This window comes from Mesorhizobium sp. M0904, from assembly GCF_040319475.1.
Taxonomy (GTDB): domain Bacteria; phylum Pseudomonadota; class Alphaproteobacteria; order Rhizobiales; family Rhizobiaceae; genus Mesorhizobium.
In genome coordinates, this window is record NZ_JAMYOC010000025.1 from 77,039 (window position 1) to 104,036 (window position 26,998).

Annotated in this window: 24 protein-coding genes and 2 pseudogenes; 11 read left to right on the plus strand and 15 right to left on the minus strand. The window is 61.9% G+C overall.

The features are described 5' to 3' along the window. Positions 1–21 precede the first annotated feature (21 nt). Complete coding sequence (locus tag NKH80_RS24300; protein WP_352649680.1) at positions 22–702, minus strand: hypothetical protein; 681 nt, start codon at positions 700–702, stop codon at positions 22–24. A 195-nt stretch (positions 703–897) separates the two neighbouring features. Then, positions 898–3,888 (minus strand): isoleucine--tRNA ligase, encoded by a 2,991-nt coding sequence (gene ileS, locus NKH80_RS24305; protein ID WP_352994028.1) that lies wholly within the window; start codon positions 3,886–3,888, stop codon positions 898–900. 358 nt (positions 3,889–4,246) lie between these two features. Between ileS and NKH80_RS24310 the strand changes: the two genes are divergently transcribed. Together NKH80_RS24310 and NKH80_RS24315 are read left to right on the plus strand one after the other, a co-directional pair. Next, positions 4,247–4,621 carry an Xre family toxin-antitoxin system antitoxin gene (locus NKH80_RS24310; protein WP_352479906.1) on the plus strand — a complete coding sequence of 125 codons (375 nt, stop codon included), beginning with the start codon at positions 4,247–4,249 and terminating at the stop codon, positions 4,619–4,621. Between the two features lie 2 nt (positions 4,622–4,623). Further along, positions 4,624–5,058 carry an RES family NAD+ phosphorylase gene (locus tag NKH80_RS24315; protein WP_352479905.1) on the plus strand — a complete coding sequence of 145 codons (435 nt, stop codon included), beginning with the start codon at positions 4,624–4,626 and terminating at the stop codon, positions 5,056–5,058. 16 nt (positions 5,059–5,074) lie between these two features. Here the strand turns inward: NKH80_RS24315 and NKH80_RS24320 are convergent, their stop codons facing one another. After that, positions 5,075–5,881 (minus strand): MipA/OmpV family protein, encoded by an 807-nt coding sequence (locus NKH80_RS24320; RefSeq protein WP_502899876.1) that lies wholly within the window; start codon positions 5,879–5,881, stop codon positions 5,075–5,077. Between the two features lie 199 nt (positions 5,882–6,080). Continuing rightward, positions 6,081–6,985, minus strand: a pseudogene (locus tag NKH80_RS24325) (alpha/beta hydrolase). Between the two features lie 351 nt (positions 6,986–7,336). On the opposite strand from NKH80_RS24325, the gene NKH80_RS24330 reads away from it, so the two are divergent. Then, on the plus strand, positions 7,337–7,891 hold the full coding sequence (locus NKH80_RS24330; protein ID WP_254817426.1) for an HdeD family acid-resistance protein: 555 nt from the start codon (positions 7,337–7,339) through the stop codon (positions 7,889–7,891). 79 nt (positions 7,892–7,970) lie between these two features. Here the strand turns inward: NKH80_RS24330 and NKH80_RS24335 are convergent, their stop codons facing one another. Next, complete coding sequence (locus NKH80_RS24335; protein WP_352994032.1) at positions 7,971–8,954, minus strand: bifunctional riboflavin kinase/FAD synthetase; 984 nt, start codon at positions 8,952–8,954, stop codon at positions 7,971–7,973. Between the two features lie 9 nt (positions 8,955–8,963). Continuing rightward, entirely contained in the window at positions 8,964–9,824 is an 861-nt protein-coding gene (locus tag NKH80_RS24340; protein ID WP_352994034.1) for a TIGR01459 family HAD-type hydrolase, read from the minus strand. A 230-nt stretch (positions 9,825–10,054) separates the two neighbouring features. On the opposite strand from NKH80_RS24340, the gene NKH80_RS24345 reads away from it, so the two are divergent. Then, complete coding sequence (locus tag NKH80_RS24345; protein ID WP_254817423.1) at positions 10,055–10,687, plus strand: LysE family translocator; 633 nt, start codon at positions 10,055–10,057, stop codon at positions 10,685–10,687. Between the two features lie 6 nt (positions 10,688–10,693). On the opposite strand, the gene NKH80_RS24350 is transcribed toward NKH80_RS24345, so the two are convergent. Together NKH80_RS24350 and NKH80_RS24355 are read right to left on the minus strand one after the other, a co-directional pair. Next, positions 10,694–11,518 carry a DUF2189 domain-containing protein gene (locus NKH80_RS24350; RefSeq protein ID WP_352508894.1) on the minus strand — a complete coding sequence of 275 codons (825 nt, stop codon included), beginning with the start codon at positions 11,516–11,518 and terminating at the stop codon, positions 10,694–10,696. A gap of 141 nt (positions 11,519–11,659) precedes the next feature. Further along, complete coding sequence (locus NKH80_RS24355) at positions 11,660–12,364, minus strand: glutathione S-transferase family protein (protein ID WP_352508893.1); 705 nt, start codon at positions 12,362–12,364, stop codon at positions 11,660–11,662. Between the two features lie 106 nt (positions 12,365–12,470). Between NKH80_RS24355 and NKH80_RS24360 the strand changes: the two genes are divergently transcribed. Continuing rightward, complete coding sequence (locus NKH80_RS24360) at positions 12,471–12,836, plus strand: winged helix-turn-helix transcriptional regulator (protein ID WP_352508892.1); 366 nt, start codon at positions 12,471–12,473, stop codon at positions 12,834–12,836. Between the two features lie 413 nt (positions 12,837–13,249). Here NKH80_RS24360 and NKH80_RS24365 read toward each other — a convergent pair whose 3' ends face one another. After that, positions 13,250–13,564, minus strand: a complete 315-nt coding sequence (locus tag NKH80_RS24365) for an SgcJ/EcaC family oxidoreductase (RefSeq protein ID WP_352881547.1) — start codon at positions 13,562–13,564, stop codon at positions 13,250–13,252. 62 nt (positions 13,565–13,626) lie between these two features. On the opposite strand from NKH80_RS24365, the gene NKH80_RS24370 reads away from it, so the two are divergent. Then, a complete protein-coding gene (locus tag NKH80_RS24370; RefSeq protein ID WP_352508890.1) occupies positions 13,627–14,082 on the plus strand; it encodes a MarR family winged helix-turn-helix transcriptional regulator in 456 nt (151 codons plus the stop codon). A gap of 126 nt (positions 14,083–14,208) precedes the next feature. Continuing rightward, positions 14,209–14,724: a CAP domain-containing protein gene (locus tag NKH80_RS24375; protein WP_352881544.1), complete on the plus strand. Its 516-nt coding sequence runs from the start codon at positions 14,209–14,211 to the stop codon at positions 14,722–14,724. A gap of 43 nt (positions 14,725–14,767) precedes the next feature. Here NKH80_RS24375 and NKH80_RS24380 read toward each other — a convergent pair whose 3' ends face one another. The 5 genes and pseudogenes from NKH80_RS24380 to NKH80_RS24400 form a co-directional block, all read right to left on the minus strand. Continuing rightward, positions 14,768–17,455, minus strand: coding sequence for an EAL domain-containing protein (locus NKH80_RS24380; RefSeq protein ID WP_352901447.1), 2,688 nt, complete (start codon positions 17,453–17,455; stop codon positions 14,768–14,770). Positions 17,456–17,630: 175 nt separating this feature from the next. After that, a pseudogene (locus tag NKH80_RS24385) lies at positions 17,631–19,165 on the minus strand (DHA2 family efflux MFS transporter permease subunit). Between the two features lie 304 nt (positions 19,166–19,469). Beyond that, a complete protein-coding gene (locus NKH80_RS24390) occupies positions 19,470–20,648 on the minus strand; it encodes an HlyD family secretion protein (RefSeq protein ID WP_352703368.1) in 1,179 nt (392 codons plus the stop codon). After that, positions 20,645–21,124, minus strand: coding sequence for a MarR family winged helix-turn-helix transcriptional regulator (locus NKH80_RS24395; protein ID WP_352703393.1), 480 nt, complete (start codon positions 21,122–21,124; stop codon positions 20,645–20,647). The genes NKH80_RS24390 and NKH80_RS24395 overlap by 4 nt, the downstream gene beginning before the upstream one ends. Before the next feature lie 156 nt (positions 21,125–21,280). After that, positions 21,281–22,189, minus strand: coding sequence for a LysR substrate-binding domain-containing protein (locus NKH80_RS24400; RefSeq protein WP_352703370.1), 909 nt, complete (start codon positions 22,187–22,189; stop codon positions 21,281–21,283). Between the two features lie 144 nt (positions 22,190–22,333). On the opposite strand from NKH80_RS24400, the gene NKH80_RS24405 reads away from it, so the two are divergent. After that, on the plus strand, positions 22,334–23,176 hold the full coding sequence (locus tag NKH80_RS24405; protein WP_352994041.1) for an FAD-binding oxidoreductase: 843 nt from the start codon (positions 22,334–22,336) through the stop codon (positions 23,174–23,176). A gap of 141 nt (positions 23,177–23,317) precedes the next feature. Next, a complete protein-coding gene (locus tag NKH80_RS24410; RefSeq protein WP_352994044.1) occupies positions 23,318–23,722 on the plus strand; it encodes a BBE domain-containing protein in 405 nt (134 codons plus the stop codon). A gap of 40 nt (positions 23,723–23,762) precedes the next feature. Here NKH80_RS24410 and NKH80_RS24415 read toward each other — a convergent pair whose 3' ends face one another. Then, on the minus strand, positions 23,763–24,698 hold the full coding sequence (locus NKH80_RS24415; protein WP_352703374.1) for a bifunctional helix-turn-helix transcriptional regulator/GNAT family N-acetyltransferase: 936 nt from the start codon (positions 24,696–24,698) through the stop codon (positions 23,763–23,765). 218 nt (positions 24,699–24,916) lie between these two features. Here NKH80_RS24415 and groES point away from each other — a divergent pair, with 218 nt between their 5' ends. Next, complete coding sequence (gene groES, locus NKH80_RS24420; RefSeq protein WP_006203049.1) at positions 24,917–25,213, plus strand: co-chaperone GroES; 297 nt, start codon at positions 24,917–24,919, stop codon at positions 25,211–25,213. 62 nt (positions 25,214–25,275) lie between these two features. Continuing rightward, the gene (gene groL / locus NKH80_RS24425) at positions 25,276–26,931 is read left to right on the plus strand and encodes a chaperonin GroEL (protein WP_352649698.1); all 1,656 of its coding nucleotides are present in this window, start codon (positions 25,276–25,278) and stop codon (positions 26,929–26,931) included. The last annotated feature ends 67 nt before the right edge of the window (positions 26,932–26,998 follow it).

A 26,998-nucleotide genomic window follows, 5' to 3' on the forward strand; every position in this document is an offset into this window, starting at 1 on the left:
AACGTCTCTGGCGCTGTCAGGCTACCAGGGCAGCCAGTCGAACATGCCGCCGCTCTTGCTCTTGGCGGCCGCCTCCTTCTTGAGGCGGCGTTCCTTCTTGTACTCATCCTCGCCGAGGTCATCCACCGGCGCGGTGGGGGCGGCGGCGCGGTATTGCACCGGCGGCTCGCTCAGATATCTGCGGGTGGTCGGGTCGCCCTGTTTGCCTTCAGCCAGACGGCGCTTGACTTCCGCGGCGCGGCCCTTGTCCGAATCCGCTGGAGTCCAGGCCGGCGGATGGCTCGAAGCCGACTGCGCCATCGCGGCCTTGACGGCCACCGGGTCGGTCTGCACGTCATCGACAATCTGCGCCTGGTAGGCCGGGTCGTCCTGATGCAGGGTGGCATCGGCGCGCAGGCGGGCACGGCGCTGCTCCGGCGATTCGGGCCATTCAGCACTTGCCGTTTCGATGCTTTCCTGGGGCGGCGGCAAGACTTCCTTCTGCCCCGGCCCTGGCTTCACCAGCGTGGGGCGCGGCTTGTAGTCGATGTTGTTCTTGCGCTTGGGTGCGAAGGAAAAAGCCCCCGTGAGGTCGTCGGCAAGCTGCGAGGCAGCAGGCTTGTCGGTCCCGTAAGTGGGCGAGCCCATGCAGCCGGACAAGGCAAGGCCCGATACGACAAGCGGCGCCAGCAGCGCAACGCGCGCGTAAGTTCTCTCGGTCATGCCAAAAAGTCCCACTGTAGACAGCCTCTCGATTGCCGCCGGCCAAAGAAAGGTCCGGTCCCCGTCGCCTATGCTCTTCCGACGGAATTCCGGCGACAATTTGTCGTCCGGAGTTTCGCGTGTTTACCTCAACCACTCGTTAAGGGCAACGCGCCGGGGCCGATCGGCCGCCCGCCGTGGCATTTGTGCACCGCCTTAGAGGCGGCTCAAAGCCTTGAGTTCATGCAGGACAGCGGCGTCACGGGCCGAAACATCCGGGAATTCCGGATCTGAGCCGACATCGGCGGTGTAGCGCCAGGAGCGCGCGCACTTCACCAGGCCACGGTCCTCCGCCTTCTCGACGACCACGGCGACGCCCTTGATGTCGTCGAGGGTAAAGCTGCCCGCCGACGCCTTGCCGTGCACGATTACCAGATCGCTGGTGATCGCCATCTCGGCCATATCGACATCGGCGATCGACGCTTCGAGCGCGGCATCGTCGAGGGTGACGACCGGCACCGCTTCCAGCGAAGAGCCGATGACCTTCTGCGCGCGGGCGATTTCCAGCGCGCCGGTGACGACACGGCGGACCTGCCGCACCTTGCGCCACTTCTCCGCCAGCGCCTCGTCCTTCCAGTCCGCCGGGATTTTCGGGAACTGGTCGAGATGCACGGAGACCGCATCCGGATGACGGTCGAGCCAAGCCTCTTCCATAGTGAAGGGCAGCATCGGCGCCAGCCATTTCACCAGGCAGTCGAAGAGATGGCGCACCACCTGCACGGAAGCCTTGCGCTTCACGCTGGAAGGCGCTTCGCAGTAAAGCGCGTCCTTGCGGATGTCGAAATAGAAGGCCGATAGCTCGACCACCATGAAGTCGAGCAGCGCGCGGGTGATGCGCTTGAATTCGAACGCGTCGTAGCCCGAGCGTACGACTTCATCGAGTTCGGCGAGCCGGTGCAGCATCAGCCGCTCCAGCTCCGGCATCTTGTCCAGCGGCACCTCCTCGCCGTCGTCATGGGCGAGTGTGCCCAGCATCCAGCGGATGGTGTTGCGCAGCTTGCGGTAGGCGTCGATATTGGTCTGCAGCACGTTCTTGCCGAGCCGCTGGTCTTCCCAATAATCGGTCGTCACCACCCACAGCCGCAAGATGTCGGCGCCGGACTGCTTGATGACGTCCTGCGGCACGACGGTGTTGCCGAGCGACTTCGACATTTTCCGCCCCTCCTCATCCATGGTGAAGCCATGGGTGACGACGGTGTCATAGGGCGCCCTGCCCCTGGTGCCGCAGCTTTCGAGCAGCGAGGAGTGGAACCAGCCGCGATGCTGATCGGAGCCTTCGAGATAGAGGTCGGCCGGCCATTTCAGGTCGGGCCGGTCCTCAAGCGTGAAGGCATGCGTCGAGCCTGAATCGAACCAGACATCGAGGATGTCCATGACCTGCTGCCATTTCGAGGCATCGTGATTGCCGAGGAACCGCTCCTTGGCGCCGGCGGCGAACCAGGCGTCGGCGCCTTCTTTCTCGAAGGCGTCCATGATGCGCTGGTTGACTGCCTCGTCGCGCAGCACGTTGCCGTCGGCATCGGCAAAGACGGCGATCGGCACGCCCCAGGCGCGCTGGCGCGACAGCACCCAGTCGGGGCGCTCCTCGATCATCGCGCGGATGCGGTTCTGGCCGGCGGCGGGCACGAAGCGGGTATCGTCGATGGCTTTCAGCGCGCGGCCGCGCAGCGTCGTGCCGTCGCCAAGCTCCTGGTCCATATAGACGAACCATTGGGGCGTGTTGCGGAAGATGATCGGCTTCTTCGAGCGCCAGGAATGCGGATAGGAGTGCTTCAGGCGGCCGCGCGCGAACAGCGCGTTGCGCTTGATCAGCTCGTCGATGACAGCCTGGTTGGCGTTGCCCTTCTTGCCATTGTCGTCGATGACGCGCGCCGCTCCACCCTCGCGGTGCGGGCCGAAGCCCGGCGCGTCCTTGGTGAAGAAGCCGGCATCGTCAACGGTGAAGGGGATCGCAGTGTCGATGCCGCGCTGGCGAAGGTCAGAGGCGGCATCCATCCAGGCGTCAAAGTCTTCGCGGCCGTGTCCCGGCGCGGTGTGGACGAATCCGGTGCCGGCATCGTCGGTGACATGATCGCCGGCGAGCATGGGCACGGGAAAATCGTAGCCGCCACCCAGACTTTTGAGGGGATGCGAAAGCGTAAGATTTTCAAGCTCTTCGGCGCCAACGTTGCGAAGCCGATTCAGGGTGACCTTGGCCTTCGCGGCAGCGTCGTCTGCAAGTTTCTCGGCAAAGATCAGCTTTTCGCCGGGCTGGGGACCAAAGGCGTTCTCGGCCGCCGTAACCTCATAGAGACCATAGTTGATGCGCGGCGAGTAATTGACGGCGCGGTTGCCGGGGATTGTCCACGGCGTCGTCGTCCAGATGACGACGCTGGCATCAAGCAGATCGAGCGACGTCTGCGTCAGCTTGGGATCCAGGGCTGGCTGTCCATCCTCGATGTTGATGACCTGGCGAGCGAGGCTGACGACCGGAAACTTCGCCCAGATCGTGTCCGACTCATAGTCCTGGTATTCGACCTCCGCCTCGGCCAGCGCGGTGCGTTCGACGACGCTCCACATCACCGGCTTGGAGCCGCGATAGAGCTGGCCGGACATGGCGAATTTCAGCAGCTCGCCGGCGATGCGCGCCTCGGCGTGGAAAGCCATCGTCGTATAGGGATTGTCGAAGTCGCCGACGACGCCGAGGCGCTGGAATTCGGAACCCTGCACCTTGATCCAGTGCGCCGCAAACTCACGGCATTCCTGCCGGAACTCGTTAACCGGCACCTCGTCCTTGTTCTTGCCCTTGGCGCGGTACTGCTCCTCGATCTTCCATTCAATCGGCAGGCCGTGGCAATCCCAACCGGGTACATAGTTCGAGTCATAGCCGCGCATCTGAAACGAGCGGGTGATGACGTCCTTGAGGATCTTGTTCAGCGCGTGGCCGATATGGATGTTGCCATTGGCGTAAGGCGGGCCGTCGTGCAGCACGTATTTTTCGCGGCCGGCTGCGTCTTCGCGCAACTTGCGGTAAAGGTCCATGTCCTGCCAGCGCTTGACCAGCAGCGGTTCCTTTTCCGGCAAACCGGCGCGCATCGGGAAATCCGTCTGCGGCAGGTAGAGCGTTTTGGAATAGTCGATCGTCTCGGCGGTCTCGGTATCAGTCATTCGTCTGCCATATGCGTTGCCGGCGGCAAAAGAGCCGGGCGTTGAAGTTCTTCGCTTTGACGCATATCGTCTTCCCAAAACCGGACCCACTTTTGGGCGATATGCGTTGATGATCTGGAAAAAGCGCGAGAGGCCGCGCGCAAGATTCCCGGCGGCCCCGGCGGCGGTCAAGCCGCCCGGAACACCGGGCCTGTAATTCGTATCGCAGTCGCGAGAAGGCGCGAAAAGCTCGTCATGGCTGGGCTTTTAACCGAGACAGGCGATATTGAAAAGCCCGAACTCTGATGCTTCCTTGCGTTAGGTGCCAATTGCGCATACATTTGTAGGCAAATGGCCTGCAGTGCCAAGGAAACAATTCATGTCGGTCGCAGCAAGGGCAATTCGCGCAACACGCGACTTTTCCGTCCCTACGGACAAGATCGATCATCTGCGCAGTCTGGGTTTCAGTAGCGAAGAACTCTATCGTATCGTTGCCCCCCGCCGCACGCTGGCGCGTCGCAAGGAACATGCCGAGCCGCTTTCGCCAGCTGAATCCGACCGCGCCCTGCGCCTTGAACGCATCGCCGAGCAGGCGGATCGGGTATTCGGTAGCCATGAGAAAGCCCAGCGTTGGCTGAGAAGCGAGATCATAGCATTGGATGGTGCAAGGCCGATCGATCTCCTTGAGACAGAGACCGGCGCCCACGTCGTTTCCGAAGAGCTTATCCGTATCGACTTTGGCATGCTTGCCTGACGATGCGCATCTGGCGCATCTCCAGTTTCGCGGATCTCTCGGGTCGTGGCGGAACGCTCGTTGATGGAAGATGGAACAGGCGCGGAATGCCCATCGTCTATTGCACCGACCACCCTTCGACGGCACTGCTGGAGATACTGGTGCATGCGACGCGCGAAACCGTTCCGGAAACCTACCAGCTTATCGAAATCGACGTTCCGGACGGAATAGAAATGACCGAACCGGTTATCCAGGACGGCTGGGACAAGGACATGGAATCGACCCGGCGACAGGGCACGGACTTTCTCTCGGCCAATCGTTACGCGCTCATGAAAATTCCTTCGATCATAATGCGCAAGGCAAACAACTATCTGCTCAACCCGACCCATGACGATGCGTCACGCATTACGATTGCGGGCCTATACCATTATCCGTTCGACAGCCGTTTGATCAAATGAGCCGACGCCCGCCCGCTCACATCGAGAAATCGAAGCGGTAGGTTGTCGACACGCCGATCGTGAACTGGTTGCGATCGCCGCGCTCCTTGACCAGGCTGGAATCGCCGGCCGGGCCCATCAGGCGGGAATATTCGCCGAACAGACTGGCCGTCATCGGCTCGGTCACCTTCCAGGTCACCGCGCCGCCCAGGCCCGCCGACTTCACCCCGCCACCGGGATGATATTCGCTGAGCCCCGAGGCCAGGGACTCCTCGGCATCAACGCCGTAATAGGCGTCGAAATAGTCCGATGAGGCGAATGAAACGCGCGGCCCGCCCGAAATCCTGACATCGGGCGTCACATCGTAAAAGGCGTCGGCGGCGATGTCGGCGACAAAGCCGTTATGGGCGCGAATGCCATGCCGCAATTCGGCGCGGGCACGCAGCCAATCCAAAGGATAGAATTCGAAGAAGCCGCCAGCCTCGCCGCCCCAGCGCACCGGGCCGAGGCCCTTCAACTCGTCGGCGTCACCACCGTCGCGGGAAAACAGGAACTTGCCTGTCAGGCCGGTTCGGATGCCGCCATCGTCGATCAATGCCAACGAGATATTGTCGTTGCGCGAGGTGAAGCGCGCCGCGGGACCAGCCTTGCCGAGCGAGATGATCGGCGAGGCGCTGAGCAGGTACTTTTTGCCGCCTTCGAAATTCGGGGCAACCATGCCGGTGGCGCCGACCGTCAGGTACCAGTCTCCGGACATCCAGCCGAAGGTGCCCTCGCCTGCCTTGGCAACGCCGCAGGTGCCGAGCATGAATGCGGCCAAGACCGTCGGGACAGACCGCATCATTACTCCATATGTCGAACGCGTTGACCAACACTATCAGCCTTTATCCAAGCCATGGCGCCAGTTCGGTAAAATTTGACTTAATGTCCGTAACGTTGGCGGCATTGGCCGGGCTGTTTTCCGCATTGCAGCGAATTATACTGGCGCACCAAGATTCCAGATCAAGACGTTTGGAATGCGCCAGCAGCTGCCTCGGCAGGGGTTATAAATATTCGCGGGCAAACACGCCCGCGCTGTGAAGAGCGCGCCGACCGGCACCCAGCCCCGCATTCCAAACCGGCCAAGCGTGAATCATATGCGGCCAAATTTCGAGACGTACTTTGACGTCAGCCGCGCCAGCGGCTTCCGCGAGCCGAGTTGCGTCCGACAACAGCGTCTCGGCCGAACCGACTTGTATAAGCATTGGGGGAAATCCGCTCAGATCGGCGAACAAAGGCGAGATCAGCGGATCGCGCCGATCAACGCCATTGGGAACATAGGCGGTTGCCAGTTCCCCCAAATACGCCCGGTGGATGATAGGGTCGATTGCGTCCTTTGTTGATAGTGTCGCGCCGGACATCGAAAGGTCCGTCCAGGGCGAACACAGCCAAAGACATCGCGGCAACCGCTCGCCTGCCGTGCGCAATATACTGACCAGGCACAGGGTGAGGTTGCCGCCCGCACTGTCTCCCCCAACCACGGTGCGATCCGGCGCAATGCCCTGCCGCCTCAGAAAGCGCCATGCGGTGAGTGCGTCTTCATGTTGCGCAGGGAAAGGATGTTCCGGCGCGCGTCGATAGGCGATCGCGAGGGTGCGCATTCCCATTGCCCGGCCTGCCTCGGTCACCATTCGACGTGACTTTTAAGAGAGCCGGAGCAGTAGCCGCCACCGTGGAAAAAGAGCAGAATCTTATCCCTGTCACTGCCAGGCGCCAGGGACCACTCTCCCTCGAGGCCATCGAAAACCACATGCTCGCATCGGATGTCCTCCGCGACCGGCCAGACCGAACCGACTTCGTCGAGCCGTGCCCGGCGTTCGTCCCAGCGGACCGTTCGTGGTTTTGACGTCAACAGCCTGCGGATGGCGTTGATCTCCAGCAGATCGCGGTGTTCGTCCATATCGCTCATTTTGCTTCCCCAGCCTCATCAAGCGTAGAAAACGGTATACAGCAGCAGCCGCACGTCATCGATAAAGGGGCCAATGCCAGCGCTGGCAATTTTTCGTTTCACTTGCGCCATGGCGAATACACGGGACGACGGGGGTCGCCCGTAAACCCGCTTGTCATCTTTTAGCGCTGGCCCACCCCTGCACACGATCGAATATTCCATCTGGTATTTGGCCGCTTCGGATAAAAAGCGAAGGTCTGGCAAGCGGATCGCTCGGGAGTGTGGCGCTCACAGCCTGCTCGCTGGACGGGCAAGGCGATCGGCGCTACCTTTCGGAACAAAGAAGCTAGGCAACCTTGACGGAGAAGGGCAATGACCGTGCACAGCGATGCCATGAAAGACGCCATTGGCCAGACGCGGGCGAAGTGGGGATGGTTCGTTGCGCTCGGGGTGCTGCTGCTCATCTTCGGCGGCATTGCTTTCGGCAATCTGTTCATCGCAACCGTCGCCTCGGTTTATGTCGTCGGCTGGCTGATGCTGATGGCCGGCATTGTCGAGATCATCCATGCCTTCGGCGTGAAGACATGGGGACGCTTCTTCTATTGGCTGCTCAGCGGCCTTCTCTACGCCGTCGCCGGGTTCTTCGCCTTCTACAATCCGCTGCTGGCCTCGGCGGTGCTGACATTCCTCCTGGCGGTCGCGCTGCTTGCCTCAGGCGTGCTCAGGGCCTGGGTCGGCTACAGCCACCGGCCGCAGCCGGGCTGGGGCTGGGTCGTCACGGCCGGCGTCATCAGCGCGCTGGCGGGACTGGTCATCGCCATGGGTTGGCCGTTCAACAGCGTGTGGGTGCTCGGCCTGTTCCTGGCCGTCGACCTGATTTTCCAAGGCTGGACCTTCATTGCCGTCGGCCTGGCGCTGAAGAGATAAATTCTGGTTGAGCATGATCTTAGTCGGAAAACCGGTTCCCACTTTTTGCCTTCGCTGACGTTCGGTTCGGGACCATGCTCTAAAAAGCTATGGCCGCGTCCAGCCCGGAAAGCGGCCTGACGCCGGCGAGCAGTGCCTTCGCCTCGGCCTCGTCACGCTTCATCTGGGCGACCAGCGCGTCAAGCCCGTCGAACTTCACCTCCGAGCGCAGGTAGCCGAAGAAGGACACGGCACAAATCTCGCCATAGAGGTCGCCGGAAAAGTCGAAGACGAAGGTCTCCAGCAATGGCGCGCCATTGTCGTCGACCGTCGGCCGGCGGCCGAAGCTGGCGACGCCATCATGAAGGGAACCGTCGGCGCGGCGGAAGCGGACGGCATAAATCCCTTCCTTGAGGGTGGCTTCCGGCGAAAGCCTCATGTTTGCGGTCGGAAAGCCGAGTGTCCGGCCGAGCTGCTGGCCGCCTATCACCTCCGCCTCGACGGTGAAACGGTAGCCGAGCAAGCCGGCGGCCTCGGCCACATTGCCCTCGCACAGCAGCGTGCGTATGCGGCTCGACGACACCACCTCGGCGCTTTCGTCGCGAAACGCATCGACTAGCGTGACGCCGAAGCCGTGGCGCTCGCCGGCAGCCATCAGATAGGCCGGACCGCCCTGGCGGTCCTTGCCGAAATGGAAATCGAAGCCGGTGACGGCGTGGCTTATGCCGAGTTTGCGCTCGAGCACGCCGGTGACGAAAGCCTCCGCCGACAAGGAGGCGAACTCGCGTGTGAACGGCTGCTCGACCAGCGCCGCAAAGCCCAGATGCGACAACAGCCGCGCCTTCATCGGCGGCGGTGTCAGCACGAACAACGGCATGTCCGGCCTGAAAACCTTTCGCGGATGCGGTACGAAGGTCAGCACCAGGGCGGGTACGCCGCGACGCTCCGCTTCGGCGCGCGCGCGTTCGAGCACCGCCTGGTGGCCGCGGTGGACGCCGTCGAAATTACCGATAGCCACTACGCCGCCGCGCAGATGGGCCGGCAGCGGTGCGGTTGCGGAAATGCGTTCGAACATTGCCGTCATGGCTTGAACCTATTGCAGTCTGGGAATCACCGCGACCGGCCTGTAGCCGTATTTTTCCAGAAAGGCCGCGAGCCTGGCCGGATCCGGCTGCAACGTCTCACCGTAATCGCGGGCATGGATGCCGCCCGATACGTAGAGCACGTCGAAGCCATTGTCGGCCGCGCCCTTGATGTCGGTCATCATGCCGTCGCCGATGGCCAGAACTTGCGAACGCTCGACCGGGCGGCCGAGAATGACGGCGACCTCCTTCATGGCGACGTCATAGACCGGCGCGTACGGCTTGCCGGCGATCAGCGTGCGTCCGCCAAGCTGTGCGTATTCGCGGGCCAAAGCGCCTGCGCACCAGATCATGCGTTCGCCTCGCTCGACGACGATGTCGGGATTGGCGCAGATGAAGGGCAAGTTCCTGGCACGCAGCCGCCGCAGAAGATCGGCATAATCTTCCGGCTTCTCCACCTCGTCGTCGAACAGGCCGGTGCAGACCACGCCGGATGCTTCGAACTCCTCGACGAGCTCGACGTCGAGGCCCTCATAGAGCGTGAAATCCCGATCGGCGCCTATATGGAAGATCTTTCGCGGCCCTTCGGCGATCAGATCGCGGGTAACGTCGCCGGATGTTACGACACGGTCGTAGGCAGCGGGAGGAACGCCGATGGCGTTCATCTGCGCCACCACGTCGGCGCTGCGGCGCGGCGAGTTGGTGATCAGGACGACAGGTATTTTCGCCGCGCGAGCAGCGATCAGCGCGGCAGCCGCCGCCGGGAAATGCCATTCGCCATTGTGCACGACGCCCCAGACGTCGCATAGTATGGCTGAATAGGCTCCCGACAAGTCTGCGAGCGAACCGATGATGTCGGGCGAATCCGCCATGCCGTTGTCCCTGTACCATGATGCTTGCAAGCGCCGCGACCGACGGTCCGTAGCGGCCGGCCCGGATTAACCGAAGCGCTTCGCCCTGTCACCAGCTTTCGTTGTGTCCGCAAGATTGTCGTCCGGGAACTAAGGCAGGCGGCCCGGCGCGCTGGCGCAAAGGCTCCTGCCCTCATGCCCTTGCGGATGATGGAAGCATGTGGTGAGTGTCCCCATCCGGAGATGCGCTCTTGCCTGAACCCGCCAACCACCTTGCCTTCGCGCTGGTCTGCCTCGGCATGGTGCTGACGCCCGGCCCGAACATGATCTATCTGATCTCGCGCTCGCTGTCGCAGGGGCCGAAGGCCGGGCTGATCTCGCTGGGCGGCGTGGCGCTCGGTTTCTTGTTCTATGTGCTGTCGGCGGCGTTCGGCATCACCGCGCTGCTGCTTGCCGTGCCGTTCGCTTATGACGTGCTGCGCCTTGCCGGCGCGCTCTATTTGCTGTGGCTCGCCTGGCAAGCGGTGAAGCCCGGCGGGCGCTCGCCCTTCCAGATCCGCGAACTGCCGAAAGACAGGCCGCGCAAGCTGTTCGCGATGGGCCTGATGACCAACCTGCTCAACCCGAAGGTGGCAGTGCTCTATCTGTCGCTGCTGCCGCAATTCATCAGCCCCGGCAAGGGCCACGTGCTGTCGCAGCTTCTGGTGCTCGGTGCCACGCAGGTCGCGATCAGCCTGACCGTCAACGCCATCATCGCGGTGACGGCCGGCTCGATCGCGGTTTTCCTCGCCGGGCGGCCCTTATGGATGGTGATCCAGCGCTGGATGATGGGCACGGTGCTGACCGCGCTGGCCGTCAAGATGGCAACCGACGCGCAACGCTGATCGGTCCTACATCGGCCGCCTGACCTGCTCCGCCCGCTCCGGTTCGACCACCCTGCGATAAAGATGCCAGGTCGCGTGGCCAAGGATGGGCATGACGACGGCAAGCCCGGCAAATAGCGGGATCGAGCCGATGACCAGGAGCACGGCGACCATCAGGCCCCACAGCGCCATCTGTAGCGGGTTTGTCAGGACGGCGCGCGCCGACGTCTCGACTGCCGAGACCGCGCCGACATCGCGGTCCAGCAGCAGCGGAAAGGCGACGACGGTCGTCGCCAGAACGATCGCGGCGAAAGCGAACCCGGCCAGGTTGCCGAGCAGGATCAGCTTCCAGCCCTTGCTGGTCGTCAGCACCTCGCGAATAAAGCCGGCAATAGAGGCCGGAGGCTGATTGCCGTACAGGCCGGTGTAGATCGACTGCGCGGTGAACAGCCAGAGCAGGAACAGTACCAGCAGCATGATACCGATGACTGCAATCGCGGGGAGCGCCGGCGAGTGGCGCACATCGAGCGCATGCCACCAGGATGTATCCATGCCGAACTCGCGCCGGCGGCTGATTTCGTAAAGGCCGATAGCCGCGAACGGACCGACCAAAGCGAAGCCGGACATCAGCGGATAGATGAGCTGGATGGCGTTCGAGCCCGAGGTCCACTGCGTCAGGATCAGGCCGACCACCGGATAGATCAGGCACAGGAACACATAATGCGACGGCTTGGCCCAGAAATCCTCGACGCCGAGACGGAGCGCATCAATCAGATCCTCGGTGCTGATGCGGCGCACCGTGGGCTGTACATGCATTCCACGTGCATCAGCCATGACATGAAAGCCGGCCATAACCTTTCTCCCGTGTGTCGGGGCGGTCACCGCCAGGATGGCCGCCTGCAGCTGCCACTTCAAGAACGGTGACATGATAGCCGATCTGGGCGTGCTTGTCGCCAGCGCCCGGCGCCAGGGCGCCGGGCGCTGAGCGAACAGTTACGCCGCGAAGCGATCGATCACCTCGGCCAGCGGCAAGTGACCGAAGCAAGCGCCTGACCCGGCGAGCTTTTCGCCAGCCTCGACAGCGAGCGCGTATTGCACGGCCGGATCGGCTTCGATGCGGCGGCGTAGCGCCGCCAACTTTGGGTAAGCGGCGCCGTCGACCGCCTGGTGGAATTCCGCCCAGCGCGCCACGCCGATCAACGTGGTGTCGGCAAGCGTCAGCCGCTCGCCGATCAGGAAATCCGTGTCGAGGATCATCGCCTCAAGCTGGTTATGGCGGTTGGTAACGACCTTGCGGCCGAAATCACGTAAAGTCGCCAGCAGCACCGGTTCGGCCGACTCCATTTCATATGCCGCCCAGAGCGGGGTGAAGGCGGCGGTGAAGCCGGTGTTTATGAAGGCGACCAGCTGGTGCATCCGGTCGGCCTCCGGCGAGCGAGGATCGAAGCTGATACGGCGTTGCGTATCGCGGGCTTCGAGCCAGGCGGCAATCGCCATGGTCTCGGTGAGTACCCTGCCCTCGTCCGTGATCAACACCGGCGTTTCCTGACGGCCGTTGATGCTGGCATAGGCCTCGTTCTTCATCTCAGTGAGCATGTCGACACGACACAGGCGATAGGGTTGTCCGAGGCGTTCAAAAGCAGCGACAAGCCCCATCGAACTTCCCAGCGGGAAGCCGTAAAGGAGAATAGGTTCCATTTCTTTGTCTCTTCCATGTTAGGGGTCACGCTGCGCAGCGAAACTTGACCCTAAACGCTGGTCGCCCCATGTAAATTAGGCACTATTCTGTAACCAGGTCCCCGCCATGAAAGATGTCGTCTCACGCTGCCCGATCGAGGAGACCATGCGTGTGCTCAGCGGTCGATGGCCCACCTTGCTGCTCTATTATCTCAAGGATGGTACCAAGCGCTTCAGCGATTTGAGGCGTGACAACCCGGCAGTGTCGCACCGCATCCTGGCGCTGGAACTGCGCAAGCTGGAGGAAGCCGGGATCGTGCGGCGAACGGCGCATGTCGGCTATCCGCTACACGTGGATTACGACCTCACGGAGCCCGGCCTCAAGCTTGTGCCGCTTATCGACGCCCTGGGCGACTGGTGGGAACATACCGAAGACGATCGGGCCGGCCGGGTTTCATCGACGCCGGAAACCAAACTCGTGGCGGCGGAATAGCCGACCGGCGATCACCGCGCCGCAAAGAACTGCCGGCGAGAGCCCAGCGCGCGCCAAGCCGTTCATACATTAGATCCCGCAAGACCAAGCGACCGGCTTATATGGCGCGCCATTGTGGCCGGCCAAACCGGGCAAGGCGCGGGCCATCCAGCACCAACTCCTGTAGCATGGCTCGCCAATCCCGATTCACCTGACCCGCCGTTCGATCTCATTGCCCGATCAGATCGGCTGACCATGCTGGATGGCTGTCGCTTTCGACTCTGACGTGAATGAAGAGCCTACTTATCCTCTTGAAGTTTCTCCTGAGACTTTGCCATTTGATCGTCTCCAAGTTCCATATTGTGCATCGTTGCAATCAACCATTCATCGTGATCCCGCGTCGCCACTACGCTGATTAATCCGAGCCGAGGCGGTCATTCGTTTCCCATCGGATCGAGTGCGCCAGTCATGGACCACCGCAGGTCGAGCGTGGCAACATCAGGGCGAACAAGCCTGTTCCGCACGCTTTCCGCGGATAGGTGGCTGTGCTTGAACATCTTCTCAAAAATTGGGGCATGGAACTGCTCGATCTTGTCACGTCCAGTCGCCTGCATACCGAAGACGTTTGTAAATTCGGCATCTGCCGCGAATACGGCGGCAAAGGCGCGAGCATCGTGACGATTCCAAGCTTCGATCAGCCTGTGCGCGACACTTTCCACCCCTTCAGTTCGGACGTTGCCGGCAGCCATGCTGACCTCCTGTCATATAGTTCGGTTGCCATACTATATGGGCACCATATAAGTTTGGAAAGATGGATAATCCGCCATACACGCAGTCTCTGCTTCTCTATGCTTATCAATCGTCGGCGAGCGCTTTGGTCCAGGTTCTCCGGGAGAGCGGCCATTCGGCAATCAAGCCCAAACACGGCGCTTTATTCGCCAACATCGACGCGGAGGGGACCCGACCCAGCGTCCTCGCAGAGCGTGCGGGCATTGGCAAAGCATCGATGGGTGAGTTGATCGATGAACTGGAGCGCCTCGGTTATGTTCGGCGCTCGCATGATCCGAACGACCGACGGGCCAAATTAATCGTTGCAACTGACGCGGCGCTTGCGGTGATCCGGACCGTCCACGATTTCAATCAGCGTCTCGAAGACCAATACCGGAGGCTGCTTGGTGCTCAGGCGTACGAATCGCTCCGGTCGTCACTGCAAGCGATATCCCCCAGAGAAAATTTGCAACCGAGGATACCTCGCCAGCGCTCGTGAAGCCGCAGAGATGGGGCAAAAGAAACTGTCTGTCCGTGCCTGACTGGTATCGAGCCGGAAACCATCATCACGCATTTTCACCGCCCCGCCCGGCAAAAGCCATGATCGCGCTTATGTCAGGCGGGCATGACCGTTACGAAAATCGAAAATTATGGGGCCCAACCAAGCCTAAGCAGGCGCGTGCTGCTCAGAGCTGCCGGCCTTGGCGCCCTTGCCGGGCTCGTCGCCTGCGCCACCGTGCTGCCCACCGGCGAAGGCGCCGGTGTCTCTGCCTCCGCCGCTGGCACGCTGGCCGGCATCCGCGCATCGGCGGGTCTCGGGCCGCTTGTCCCCGATTCGCAGCTCGAGCAGGCAGCGCTGCAGCAGGCCGGCTATATGGCGCGCGGCGGCCGAATGAACCACACCACCGGCTGGGGCAAGGACTTTGCCTCGCGCGTCAAAGATAATGGCATTGCCGGCGCTGCCGCCGAAAACATCGCCGAAGGCCGCTTCGACCAGCAGAAGCTGTTCGATATCTGGGTGCATTCGCCAGGCCACCGCCGCAACATGCTCGACCCGCGCTTCACCCGCTTCGGTCTCGCCTATGTGCGCGACGGCCGCGACAGCACGCTTCGCTACTGGTGCCTTGTGCTCGGCAGATAACTTCCGCCATTTGGTCGGCGGAAGCCTGCTGGCGACCGATCCGTCAGCCTTTGCGGCCGCCGCCGAGCAATTCCTCGATGTCCTGCGCGCAAACCGGCCTGCTGAAATGATAGCCCTGCATTTCGTCGCAATTGTTCCTGCGCAGGAAAGCGACCTGATCATCTGTCTCAACGCCCTCGGCGATGACCCTCAGGTTGAGATTTTGCCCCAATGAAATCACCGCGCTGGCCACAGCCTGATCGTTCTCGTCGGCGGCGAGATCCTTGATGAAGGACTTGTCGATCTTCAGCCGCGCCACGGGAAAGGTCTTGAGAGCGCTGAGGCTGGAATAGCCGGTGCCGAAATCATCGATCGAGATCTGGACACCCAGGCTTTGCAGGGCGTTCATGGTGGCGACCGCCAGCTCGATATCCTGCATGATAAGGCTCTCGGTCACCTCCAGCTCGAGATACCTAGCCTCCAGGCGGCTGTCCTTCAGCGCGCTGACGATGCGATCGATCAGGTTGCGCTCCCTGAATTGCCGCGCCGACACATTCACGCAAACGGTCAAGGGCGGCAGTCCAGCGTCTTGCCAGGCTCTGTTCTGCCGGCACGCCTCATGCAGAACCCAGTCGCCGATCGGTACGATCAGACCTGTCTCCTCGGCGGTCGGGATGAACATCGTCGGCATTACCGTGCCAAGCGTTGGATGGTTCCAGCGTATCAGCGCCTCGACCGCAAAAATCCGACCTGACCGAAGGTCCACCTGCGGCTGGTAGAGCAGCGTGAATTCCGAACGCGCCAAGGCGTTTCGCAACTCTTCCTGAAGCACGAATTTTTCATGCGCCCTGGTGTTGAACTCGGGAGCGTAAAACTGGAAATTGTCGCGGCCGAACTCCTTGGCGCGATACATGGCCGCATCGGCATTTGCCAGCAGCGTATCGGGATCCGTTCCATCCTTGGGATAATTGGCAATGCCGATGCTGGCCGTCGCCCGCACCAGATGTGCTCCGAGCCGAACCGGCTCGGCGAGTGCAGCCCTGAGCTTTTGCAACGTCTCGGAAACGAGATCAACGTTCGCCGGCTGGTCGAACAGCACGATGACAAATTCGTCACCGCCAAGCCGCACGACGGTATCGGTCGCCCTTACGCAGTCGACCATGCGACTAGCGACGGTCTTCAGAAGCTCGTCGCCGGCATTGTGGCCGAGCGTGTCGTTGACGAATTTGAAATTGTCCAGATCGATGAACACCACCGTCACCCAGCGATCGTATCGCTGGGCGTACAAGACCGCCTGTGAAAGCCGATCCTCCAACAAGGCGCGATTGGGAAGCCCGGTCAGCACGTCATGGTTGGCCATGAAGTGGATCCGGTCTTCGGCCTGTTTGCGTTCGATGGCGATCCCGGCGATGCGCGTGGTGAAATCGATGAGGCGAGTCTCGGCCTCGGTCGGTTCGCGCACCGTCATCGAATACATCGCAAAGACGCCAAGCACGGCGCCCTGATGCGACAGGATCGGGGTCGACCAGCATGAACGCAAACCGTGCGGCCGCGCGAGTTCGCGATAATCCTGCCAAAGCGGATCGCGCATGATGTCAGCGACGATCACCGGCTCGCGCCGATAGACTGCGGTTCCGCAAGACCCTGCTCCGGGGCCGACCGCGGCGCCGTCGACGGCGTCGGTGTAGTCTCTCGCCAGGCTGGGCGCGGCGGCGTGACGCAAGTGGCTGCCATCCTTGTCGAGCAGCAAGACCGAACCGAATATCCCCGCCAGTTGGGATTCGACCAGACGCATGAGCCGCTCGAGCACATCTTCGAGGGGAGCGCTCTTTGCGATCATCTCGAGGATATGCGCCTGCCCGTCGCGCAGGATTTCGGCCTGCTTGCGCGCAGTGATGTCGCGGGCAATGCCGACGAGGCCGAAAATGTTGTTTTGAACGTTGCGCAACGGCAGTTTCGTCGACAGGAACCATTTGCCGGTGCCTGACGCATCGATGACGAACTCTTCCTCGTCGATCATCGGTTGTCCGTCGCGCATCAGTTGCTGCTCGATGAAGCGAAATTTCTGCGCAAGTTCCGGCGCATGAAGGTCGAAGTCGCTCAGACCGATCATGTCGCTCGTACTGTCCCGACCGCTGTCGGACGCAATGGCTCGGTTCGCGACGACGAAGCGGCTCTCGGTGTCCTTCACCCACATGTAGTCAGGCACCAGGTCGATCAGCATCTGCAAGGAGATACGCTCGTCAACGACCAAGCGATTGGCGCTGAGCTCGCTGATGTCCTCGTGCGTGGCCACCCAGCCGCCGTCAGGCATTGGTTGATGGCAGACCTGAATTGTCCGGCCATCGGCGAGCTCAGCTGTCCAGTTCCCCGAAGCCGTGCCCGAATTGACCGCCCGGGCCAACCCCAGATAGGCGTCCGCATTCATTGCCGAGGTCCCGACAGCGACGCGCCGCTCGACGATTTCGCGCAGCGCCACACCCGGCTGCAATTGCTCCGGTGCAAGGCGATAGATTTCCGCGTAGCGTCGGTTGCACAGGATCAGCCGTTCATCGGCGTCAAAGAAACAGATGCCTTGCGAGATGTTCTCTATCGCGGTCTGGAACCGCAATGCCTGGTCCTGAAGCGCCGCAATCGTGGAGCGAAGTTCGCGCTCGAGGACTTCGTACGAGGTGGTCGCCAGTTTTGCCAGCGTCGTCAGATTGGCGGACTCGGGCGCTTCGGCGGTTTGCCTGGATGATTTCGTGGCCAAACACAATTCCTCCCGCTGATGCTTGAGGCAAGCAATGGAGGCTCGCCTTCAACCCAAAAGCGAGTGCATATTGGTCCGGATATACTAATGGCAGGTGAACCCAGCTCAACGCCGACGCGACCGGGACAGCCAACGGAAGCCTCGAGCCGGTCGCGGTTGCCGTAAGCCCTGAGGCTTAGTCCATATGCGCGGCAGGCGCCCCACCGGCGGGCGGTGCGGCCTTTGGCTTGCGCAGCAGGAAAACAAACGGGACGGCAAGCAGTGTCATCATCATCAGCAGCTTGAAGTCATTGACGTAGGAGATCATCATCGCCTGGACATTGACCATGCGATCCATCAGTGACAGCGCCGTCGCATCGCCGCCCGCCGCTGCCGGCGATGCCGCCCAGAGGTTGGGATTGAACGGATTGATGTAGGCCGAAAGCTCGGCATGGTTGATCTGCGTGTTGCGTACCAGCAGAACCGTCACCACCGACACGCCGATCGACGAGCCAAGGTTGCGCACCAGGCTGAACAACGCCGTGGCATCGGTGCGGAAGCGTGCGTCGAGCGTGGCGAAGGCTACAGTCGACAGCGGCACGAACACCATGCCCATTCCCAGGCCCTGGATGACGCCGGAACTGAGGATCAGCCAGTCGTCCATGTGCGGCGAGAAGCTGGACATCGTGTAGAGCGACTGCGCGGTCAGCAGGAAGCCGATGACGACGAGGATCCTGGCATCGATCCTGTGCATGATCCGCCCGACGAACAGCATCGCGATCATCGTGCCGACACCGCGCGGTCCCAGGACAATGCCGATGGTGAGGGTCGGATAGCCGAAGATGGTCGACAGCATTGGCGGCAGCAGCGACATGCTCGCCAAGATGAGCACGCCCATGACAAAGATGAACGCCAGCCCGGTGACGAAATTGCGATCGAGGAAGATCTTCGGGTCGATAAAGGGGTGCTCGGCCGTCAGTGTATGAATGGTGAACACCCAGAAGCCGGTGATGGAAAGACCGAGCTCGATCCATATCTCGATCGAGGAAAACCAGTCGACCTCGCCGCCGCGATCGAGCATCAGCTGCAGCGCGCCGACACGAGCGAGAGCATGGTGAAGCCGAAGAAATCGAAGCTGCGCACCCGCCGGGCGACGCTGGGAAGATACGCCGCCATGCCGAGGAAGGCGATGATGCCGACCGGCAGGTTGATGAAGAACACCCAGCGCCAGTTGAAGTTCTCGGTCAGCCAGCCACCCAGCGTCGGGCCAAGGATCGGTCCCAGCATGATGCCGGCGCCCCAGATGGCCATGGCTTGGCCGTGGCGTTCCCTAGGGTTGATGTCGAGCAGGAAGGTTTGCGACAGCGGCACGATGGCGGCGCCGAACACGCCTTGCATGAGCCGGAATAAAACGATGGTCCCCAGGCTCCAGGCGATGCCGCACAGCATGGAGAAGACGGTGAAGCCTACCACGGCCGTCAGGAACAGCTCCTTGCGACCGAAGCGGTCGGCCAGCCAGCCGGTCACCGGCGTCATGATCGCCGCGGCAACGATGTAGGAGGTCAGCACCCAGTTGATGTTGTCGGGGGAGGCGCCGAGATCGCCGGTCATGGTCGGCAGCGCAACGTTGGCGATCGTCGTGTCGAGCGCCTGCATGATCGTCGCAAGCATGAGCGCGACTGTGATCAGGCCGCGGTGCGGTACTTCGCGAAAGGGTTCTGGGCTGCTCATGACGTAAAACTTCCAGCAGGTAACAAAAACGTGTACATTAGGTTTCCGGACGGCGAGGCCCTCGCCGTAGAGAGACCCTCATCGCGGTGGGACGCGAGCATCGATGTGGGGGTTACATCAACTGAGCGTCTCGACAAGCGGGCGCCCGCCGCCCGGAAACCTGAGGACCGAAGATCCTGCGCGGAGTTGTCTGCTCAGGCAGGCTACAGCGCAGTCCGTTTACGCATTCAACTTTTCCTGCGCCTTCTTCGGACCAATCCTGCATCCATCTCACTGTTTGCTATGCGGCCGCTGTTCGGCCTCCTTACTTGGCCTGGCCTGCCGTGGCGCCGCGGAAAATGCTCGGCAGCCCGCGGGAAACGCCGGTGTCCACCGTGACCGTCGCGCTCATGCCGGTGCGCAGCGCCGTCTTGGCGTCGGCATCGGCCAATTCCAGGCGGACCGGAATGCGCTGCGTGACCTTGACCCAGTTGCCGGTGGCGTTCTGCGCAGGCAGCAGCGAGAACTCGGCCCCGGTGCCGGCGCCGATCGCCTTGACGGTGGCTTCGAAGGTCTTGCCCGGATAGGTATCGACTACGATTTCGGCCTTCTGGCCTGGCTTCATGTTGGTGAGCTGGGTTTCCTTGAAATTGGCGTCGACCCAGGTGTCGCCGGTCTCGACCAGCGAAAACAGCGGCGTGCCCGAACCGACATACTGGCCGACCTTGAACGAAGCGGCCTGGCTGATGATGCCGTCGGCAGGCGCCTTGACCTTGGTCTGGACCAGATCGTAGGCCGCCTTGTCGCGTGCGGCGAGCGCCGCCATTACTGTCGGATGCTTGTCGGTTTCGATGTCGGGATTGCCGCCAAGTGCCGCCTTGGCGCTGACGATCCCCTGCTGGGCTACGGCCAGCTGCTGCTTGGCCTTGTCGAGGTCGTTCTTGGCTTCGTCCAGCGACGACTTGGCGTTGATGCCCTTCTGGGCAAGGTCGGCGGCGCGGTCATATTGCGACTGCGCGTACTGGACCTGGCTTTCGTCAGACTTCCCCTGCGCCAGCGCCTGGCTGTAGGCCGCACGCAGCTGCTCGACATTGAGCCGCGCACCGGCCACCGCCGCGTCGGCCTGGGCCAACGCGATCCGATAGGGCTCGGGGTCGATGGCGAACAACACGTCGCCCTGCTTGACAGACTGGTTGTCGAAAATGTCGACCTGAACGATGCGGCCCGCCGTATCGGCGGCTATCGACACCTTGGCCTGCTGCAGATTGGCGTTCTCGGTCTCCTGATAGCGGCCGCCGGTCACCCAGACATAGCTGCCGGCGGCGATCAACGCAGCGGGCAGCACAAACATCAAAAGGAAGCGGCCGGCACGGCGCTTCTTCTTCGGCACCACCGGCGCCGGAGCTACCTGCGGAGCGACCGTTACCGGAGCTGCCGCCGGCTTCGCGGGAGCTTCCATCTCCAGCTTGGCCGCATTCTCATCTAGTTTGGCTACCGCGTTCATGTTGCTGCGCCTTCCGTATTCTTCACTTTTTCCGAGGGCGGCGTCTCACCATCTGCAAGATTCTGCACCATTATCTCCAGCGCCTTGACCAGGACGCGGCGATCTTCCGGCGAAACGCCGACGAGCGATTCCTCATAGACCTCGCCGGCAAGGCTCTTGACGTGGGCATAGGCCGCGTTCGCCTTGGCGGTCGGGAAAATCATGCGCACTCGCCTGTCGGTTGCGTCGGGACGGCGCTCGATCCAGCCGCCCTCCTCCATTCGATCGACAAGACGCGAGACGCTGATCGGCTCGATTTCGAGAAGCTCGGCAAGCCGCGCCTGCGCGACACCCGCCTCCTTGGCGACACGTACCAGAAGCCGCCATTGCGCCGAAGAAAGGCCGAAACCACTGGCGCGCGCCTCGAAGCGCTTGCGCATCAGGCGCTGCACGTCGTGGATCAAAAAGCCCAATCTGTCGATGCCGTCGGAAACCATGAGCGACATATATAATAAGCGTGCTCATAATTCAAGGAGCCCGATTGTGCCAGAGGGTGACAAATGTGCATTGCAGTCAGTGCAGGGCGATAGTGGTTAGCGATTTATTACGCCGGGCGCTTGTGACGAGCATGCGGAAGATCGGCGTTCAGATGCTCAGACTATCGATCTCATCCAGGCGGAAAAGGCTTCGACATGCGCTTGTCGGGGGTGATTGGCTACGCCGGCAAGGTAATAGCCATAGCCTGGCAGAGAGAGATCATGTGCCTTGACCAGCCTGCCAGCCTCGAGTTCGCCACTGACGACCACATCGCTGCAGATAGCGATGCCTTGGCCTGCCGCTACCGCGTCAATCGCGTGCAGCTCTTCGCGGAAACTCAAGTCCCATGCCCGGTTCGCATTGGGGATGCTGGGATCGATCGAGCGTGCGATCGCCAGCCATCGCTGCCAGGTCGGCGCTTCCGGGTCGCGGTTCGTCCAATTGAAATGGATGAGCGGGTATTGCAGCAGATCGGCGGCGCGCTCGATCTGTCGGTCGCCTCCTGCGAACAGATCCGGGCTGCATACCGGAAAGAATGCGTCCCGAAAAATTTCCTGCGCGGGAACGTCCCGCGGCATCCTGCGCGCATAGCGGATCGCAACGTCGGCGTCACCGGCTTGCAGGTCCAGAACGGCGTCTGTCCCGATGATCTCCAATGGAATGTTCGGATGCTGTTCGCGCCACTTCGACAGGCGCGGAACAAGCCATCGGCTGGCAAATGCATTTGGGCTCGTCACGCGCAACGGGCGTTGGCCAACACCGGCCGAGGCTGATGCGATTGCCGCAGCGAAAGCGTCGAAGCCGCTGCAAATTACCGGGAACAGCCGTTCGCCCACGCCTGTGAGCACGAGCGGTCGTGGGCGCCGCCGGAACAGCAGTTGCCCACAGACCTCCTCCAGCAATCGAATCTGGTGGCTGATGGCCGTCGGCGTCACTCCGAGTTCCGTCGCGGCCTTCCTGAAGCTCATCAGCCTGGCAGCGGCTTCGAAGGCGCGAAGCGATCCGAGCGGCGGAAGTTTTCTCATCCACGCAGTTTAGATGAATTTAGCTCATCCAGCGACTGAGATATTCGATTTTGCAGCGAATGGCGCCGCATGAGATCATTGTGGTCCGGCGCATGTCGGTGAACGAAAGCGGCCTGTCCAACCGTGCCGGATCACGAAGGGTCGATGAGCATGTTCAAGCTTATGGACGGTTCCGAGCCGACGTTGCAGGCGCCGGACATCGCTCGGCTCAGGCAGGCGATTCGCGGCGATCTGATCCTTCGGGACGACCCTGGCTATGACCAGGCGCGCAGAGTTTGGAATGGCATGGTCGATAAGAGGCCGGCGGCTGTGTTCTATTGCGCCGAATCCAGCGATGTCGTCACGGCGGTCAACTTCGCCCGATCGCAAGGCTTCCTCGTCGCCGTCCGCGCCGGTGGCCATAACGTCGCCGGCAGTTCGGTATGCGACGGCGGCGTGGTGATCGATGTGTCCCGCATGAAGCGGATCGAAGTCGACCCGATCCGCCGTGTTGCGCGCGCAGAAGCCGGCTTGAACCTGGGCGAGTTCGACGCAGCCACTCAGGTCCATGGTCTTGCGACGACCATGGGTGTCAACGCGGATACCGGCATAGCCGGACTGACACTCGGCGGGGGGTTCGGCAAGCTTGGCCGCAAACATGGACTGAGCTGCGACAACCTTGTCGCTGTCGAAATCGTGACGGCGGACGGCCGGTTGCTCACGGCAAACGCGGCCGAATATGCAGATTTGTTCTGGGGCATCCGGGGCGGCGGCGGCAATTTCGGAATAGTCACGACCTTCGAATACAAGCTCCATCCCGTGGGTCCGCTCCTCATCGCGGGATCGATGCTATACCGCTACGAAGAGGCACGCGATGCGATGCGGTTCTATCATGCATTCTCGAGCGGCGCCCCGGATGAGCTGAGCCTGGATGCAGCACTTGTGACGGCGCCCTCGGGCGAACGCTTCTTCAGCATATCGGCGTGCTACATCGGCCCACTCGACTAGGGCCAGCAAATCATTCAACCTCTGAGAGAATATGGCACGCCGGTTGAGTGCCAGATTGCTCCTGTCCCCTATGTTCAAATCCAATCGGCCGGGGATAGCCTCTTTCCGCGCGGGCGGCGCTACTACTGGAAGGCGCAGTTCATGCGCGAAATCGCAGATCAGGCGATCGATGCCATGCTTGCGGCTTACATGACCGCACCCCGCGAGTCGCTTCTGGTCCTGCAGCAGGTTGGCGGCGCCATCTCGCGAGTACCGATGGACGGAACGCCCTATGCCAACCGAGATGCTCTTTACGATTGCTTCCCGATATCGATCTGGGACAATCCGTCTGACGACGAAACGCACATCCGATGGGCGCGTGACCTGTGGGATGCAATGAGACCGTTCTCGACCGGCGGCGTCTACGCCAATAATCTCGGCGAAGAGGGCATTGATCGGGTTCTGGCGGCTTACGGCGAGAATTATCCGAGGCTGGCCGCGCTAAAAAACAAGTATGACCCCACCAATCTCTTTCGCTTGAACCAAAACATTAAGCCCGCGACCTGAGCGACCGCCGCAGGCCGATGCTCGAAATTCTGCGGCGCTGCTATAACTCCAAATTCCAGTTCTGGCCGACCAGATCCTTGCCGAAGGAATGGTGGCGCTCCTCGTCGGTCAGCTTGAACCCGGCCGCCTCGTAGATGCGGCGCGCCGAGGTGAGGACGTCGTTGGTCCACAGCGTCAGTGTTCTGTAACCCTTGGTTCGAGCAAAGCCGATGCATTCCTCGACCAACCGCCTGCCGATGCCGAGACCGCGCGCCGAAGGCTCGACATAGAGCAGGCGCAACTTCGCCACCGCGTCCGACTGGCGCACGACGAAGACCGAGCCGACGACCTCCCCTTCCCGCTCGGCGATCCAGCTGCGTTCCCATTTCGGATCAAAGGATTTGACGAAGGCACCGAGAATTTCGGCGACCAGCGCTTCATAGGTTTCGTCCCAGCCATATTCCTGCGCGTAGAGCAGGCCCTGGCGATGGATGATCCAGCCGATGTCGCCGACTTGCAGAGACCGCAGCATATAGGGAACTTTGGGCTCGGCACTTCCGCCCAGCAGACGCTGCACCGTCTGCATGGCCCTGACCAGCCTGTCCTGTTCGGCAGCCGAAAGCCGTTCGAGCAAAGCCGCGACCTGTTCGTGCGAACCCTGGTTCAGCGGCGCGAAGGCCTGCCGCCCGGCCTTGGTCAGCGCGATCGACGAGCGCCGCGCATCCGCCTCGATCGTGGCACGCTCGACCAGATCACGCTCCTCGAACTTCTTCAGCAGCCGGCTGAGATAACCGGCATCGAGGCCGAGATCGCGCGCAAGCTCGGTGGCGGTCAGGCCATCGCGATGCGCCAGCTCATAGAGCACCCGGGCTTCGGTCAGCGAGAAGTCGCTTTTCAGCAGCCCTTCGTCGAGCAGCCCGATCTGGCGGGTGTAGAAGCGGTTGAAGGCCCGCACCGCGTCGATCCGCTCCTTGCCTGGGTGATGATGAATGGTCATGGCATCCTCCTGTCCGGCAAGATCAGCCATTTAGTTGACTTAGTCAAGTATCCGTTTGAAGCAATTGTCCTGAGGATGCTCACCGGATGCCTTGACTCGCGCGAGTTGCCAGCCTATTTCAGCGCCACGTTAGCACTCCCCCAAGATGAGTGCTAACCACATGTCCGGCGCCGCCGGACGGAGGAACTGTTCTCACCATTCTCATCGAGGAATAAAAAATGGCAAAGTCGAAGTTCCGCCCGCTTCATGACCGCGTGGTCGTTCGTCGGGTCGAATCCGAATCCAAGACCGCGGGCGGGATCATCATCCCCGATACGGCTAAGGAAAAGCCGCAGGAAGGCGAGATCATCGCCGTCGGTTCCGGCGCCCGCGACGAGGCCGGCAAGCTCGTCCCGCTGGACGTCAAGGCCGGCGACCGCATCCTGTTCGGCAAGTGGTCGGGCACCGAAGTCAAGCTCAATGGCGAAGACCTTCTGATCATGAAGGAATCCGACATTATGGGCATCATCGGCTGAATATCGGCCTCACCCTCATTTAAATCTTCGGGCTTAATCCAAGCCCCTGCCAGGAGCTAAAAATGGCTGCCAAAGACGTAAAATTCTCCCGCGACGCTCGTGAGCGCATGCTGCGCGGCGTCAACATCCTCGCCGACGCGGTGAAGGTCACGCTCGGTCCCAAGGGCCGCAACGTCGTCATCGACAAGTCGTTCGGCGCACCGCGCATCACCAAGGACGGCGTCACCGTCGCCAAGGAAATCGAGCTTGAAGACAAGTTCGAGAACATGGGCGCGCAGATGGTCCGCGAAGTTGCTTCGAAGACCAACGACATCGCCGGCGACGGCACCACGACCGCGACCGTTCTGGCGCAGTCGATCGTCCAGGAAGGCCACAAGGCGGTTGCCGCCGGCATGAACCCGATGGACCTCAAGCGCGGCATCGACCTCGCCGTCGCCGACGTCGTCGCGACGCTGATCAAGAACGCCAAGAAGATCAAGACCTCGGAAGAGGTTGCCCAGGTCGGCACCATCGCCGGCAATGGCGATGCTTCGGTCGGTTCGATGATCGCTGAAGCGATGCAGAAGGTCGGCAATGAGGGCGTCATTACCGTCGAGGAGGCCAAGACCGCCGAGACCGAGCTCGAAGTCGTCGAAGGCATGCAGTTCGACCGCGGCTATCTCTCGCCCTACTTCGTCACCAATGCCGAAAAGATGGTTGCGGATCTGGAAGACGCCTACATCCTCCTCCACGAGAAGAAGCTCTCCAACCTGCAGGCCATGCTGCCGATCCTCGAGGCTGTCGTGCAGACCTCGAAGCCGCTGGTCATCATCTCCGAAGACGTCGAAGGTGAGGCCCTTGCCACGCTGGTCGTCAACAAGCTGCGTGGCGGCCTGAAGATCGCTGCCGTCAAGGCGCCGGGCTTCGGTGATCGCCGCAAGGCCATGCTGGAAGACATCGCCATTCTCACCGGTGGCCAGGTCATCTCCGAAGACCTCGGCATCAAGCTCGAGAATGTCGGCCTCAACATGCTCGGCCGCGCCAAGAAGGTGTCGATCTCCAAGGAGAACACCACCATCGTCGACGGCGCCGGCAAGAAGGCCGAGATCCAGGGCCGCGTCGCCCAGATCAAGCAGCAGATCGAGGAGACCACCTCGGACTACGACAAGGAGAAGCTGCAGGAACGTCTCGCCAAGCTGGCGGGCGGCGTTGCCGTGATCCGCGTCGGCGGTGCGACCGAAGTGGAAGTCAAGGAAAAGAAGGACCGCGTCGATGACGCCCTCAACGCGACCCGCGCGGCCGTCGAAGAAGGCATCGTTCCGGGCGGCGGCGTCGCACTGCTGCGCGCCTCGCTGACCATCAAGGCAACCGGTGCCAACTCCGACCAGACCGCGGGCATCGCTATCGTGCGTCGCGCGCTGCAGGCTCCGGCCCGCCAGATCGCGTCCAACGCCGGTGCGGAAGCATCGATCGTTGCCGGCAAGATCCTCGAGAACAAGGGCGCGACGTTCGGCTACAACGCCCAGACCGGCGAATATGGCGACATGATCGCCATGGGTATCGTCGATCCGGTCAAGGTTGTGCGCACGGCTCTGCAGGACGCGGCCTCGGTCGCCGGCCTGCTGGTCACCACCGAAGCCATGATCGCGGAGGCTCCGAAGAAGGAGTCGGCTGGCGGCGGCATGCCTGGCGGCATGGGCGGCGGCGGCATGGGCGGCATGGGCGGCATGGACTTCTAAGAAGTCCATAAAGCACGCCCATGAACTCACGTTGCTCAAGCCCGCAAGCGGGCTTGAGTGGCGGCAT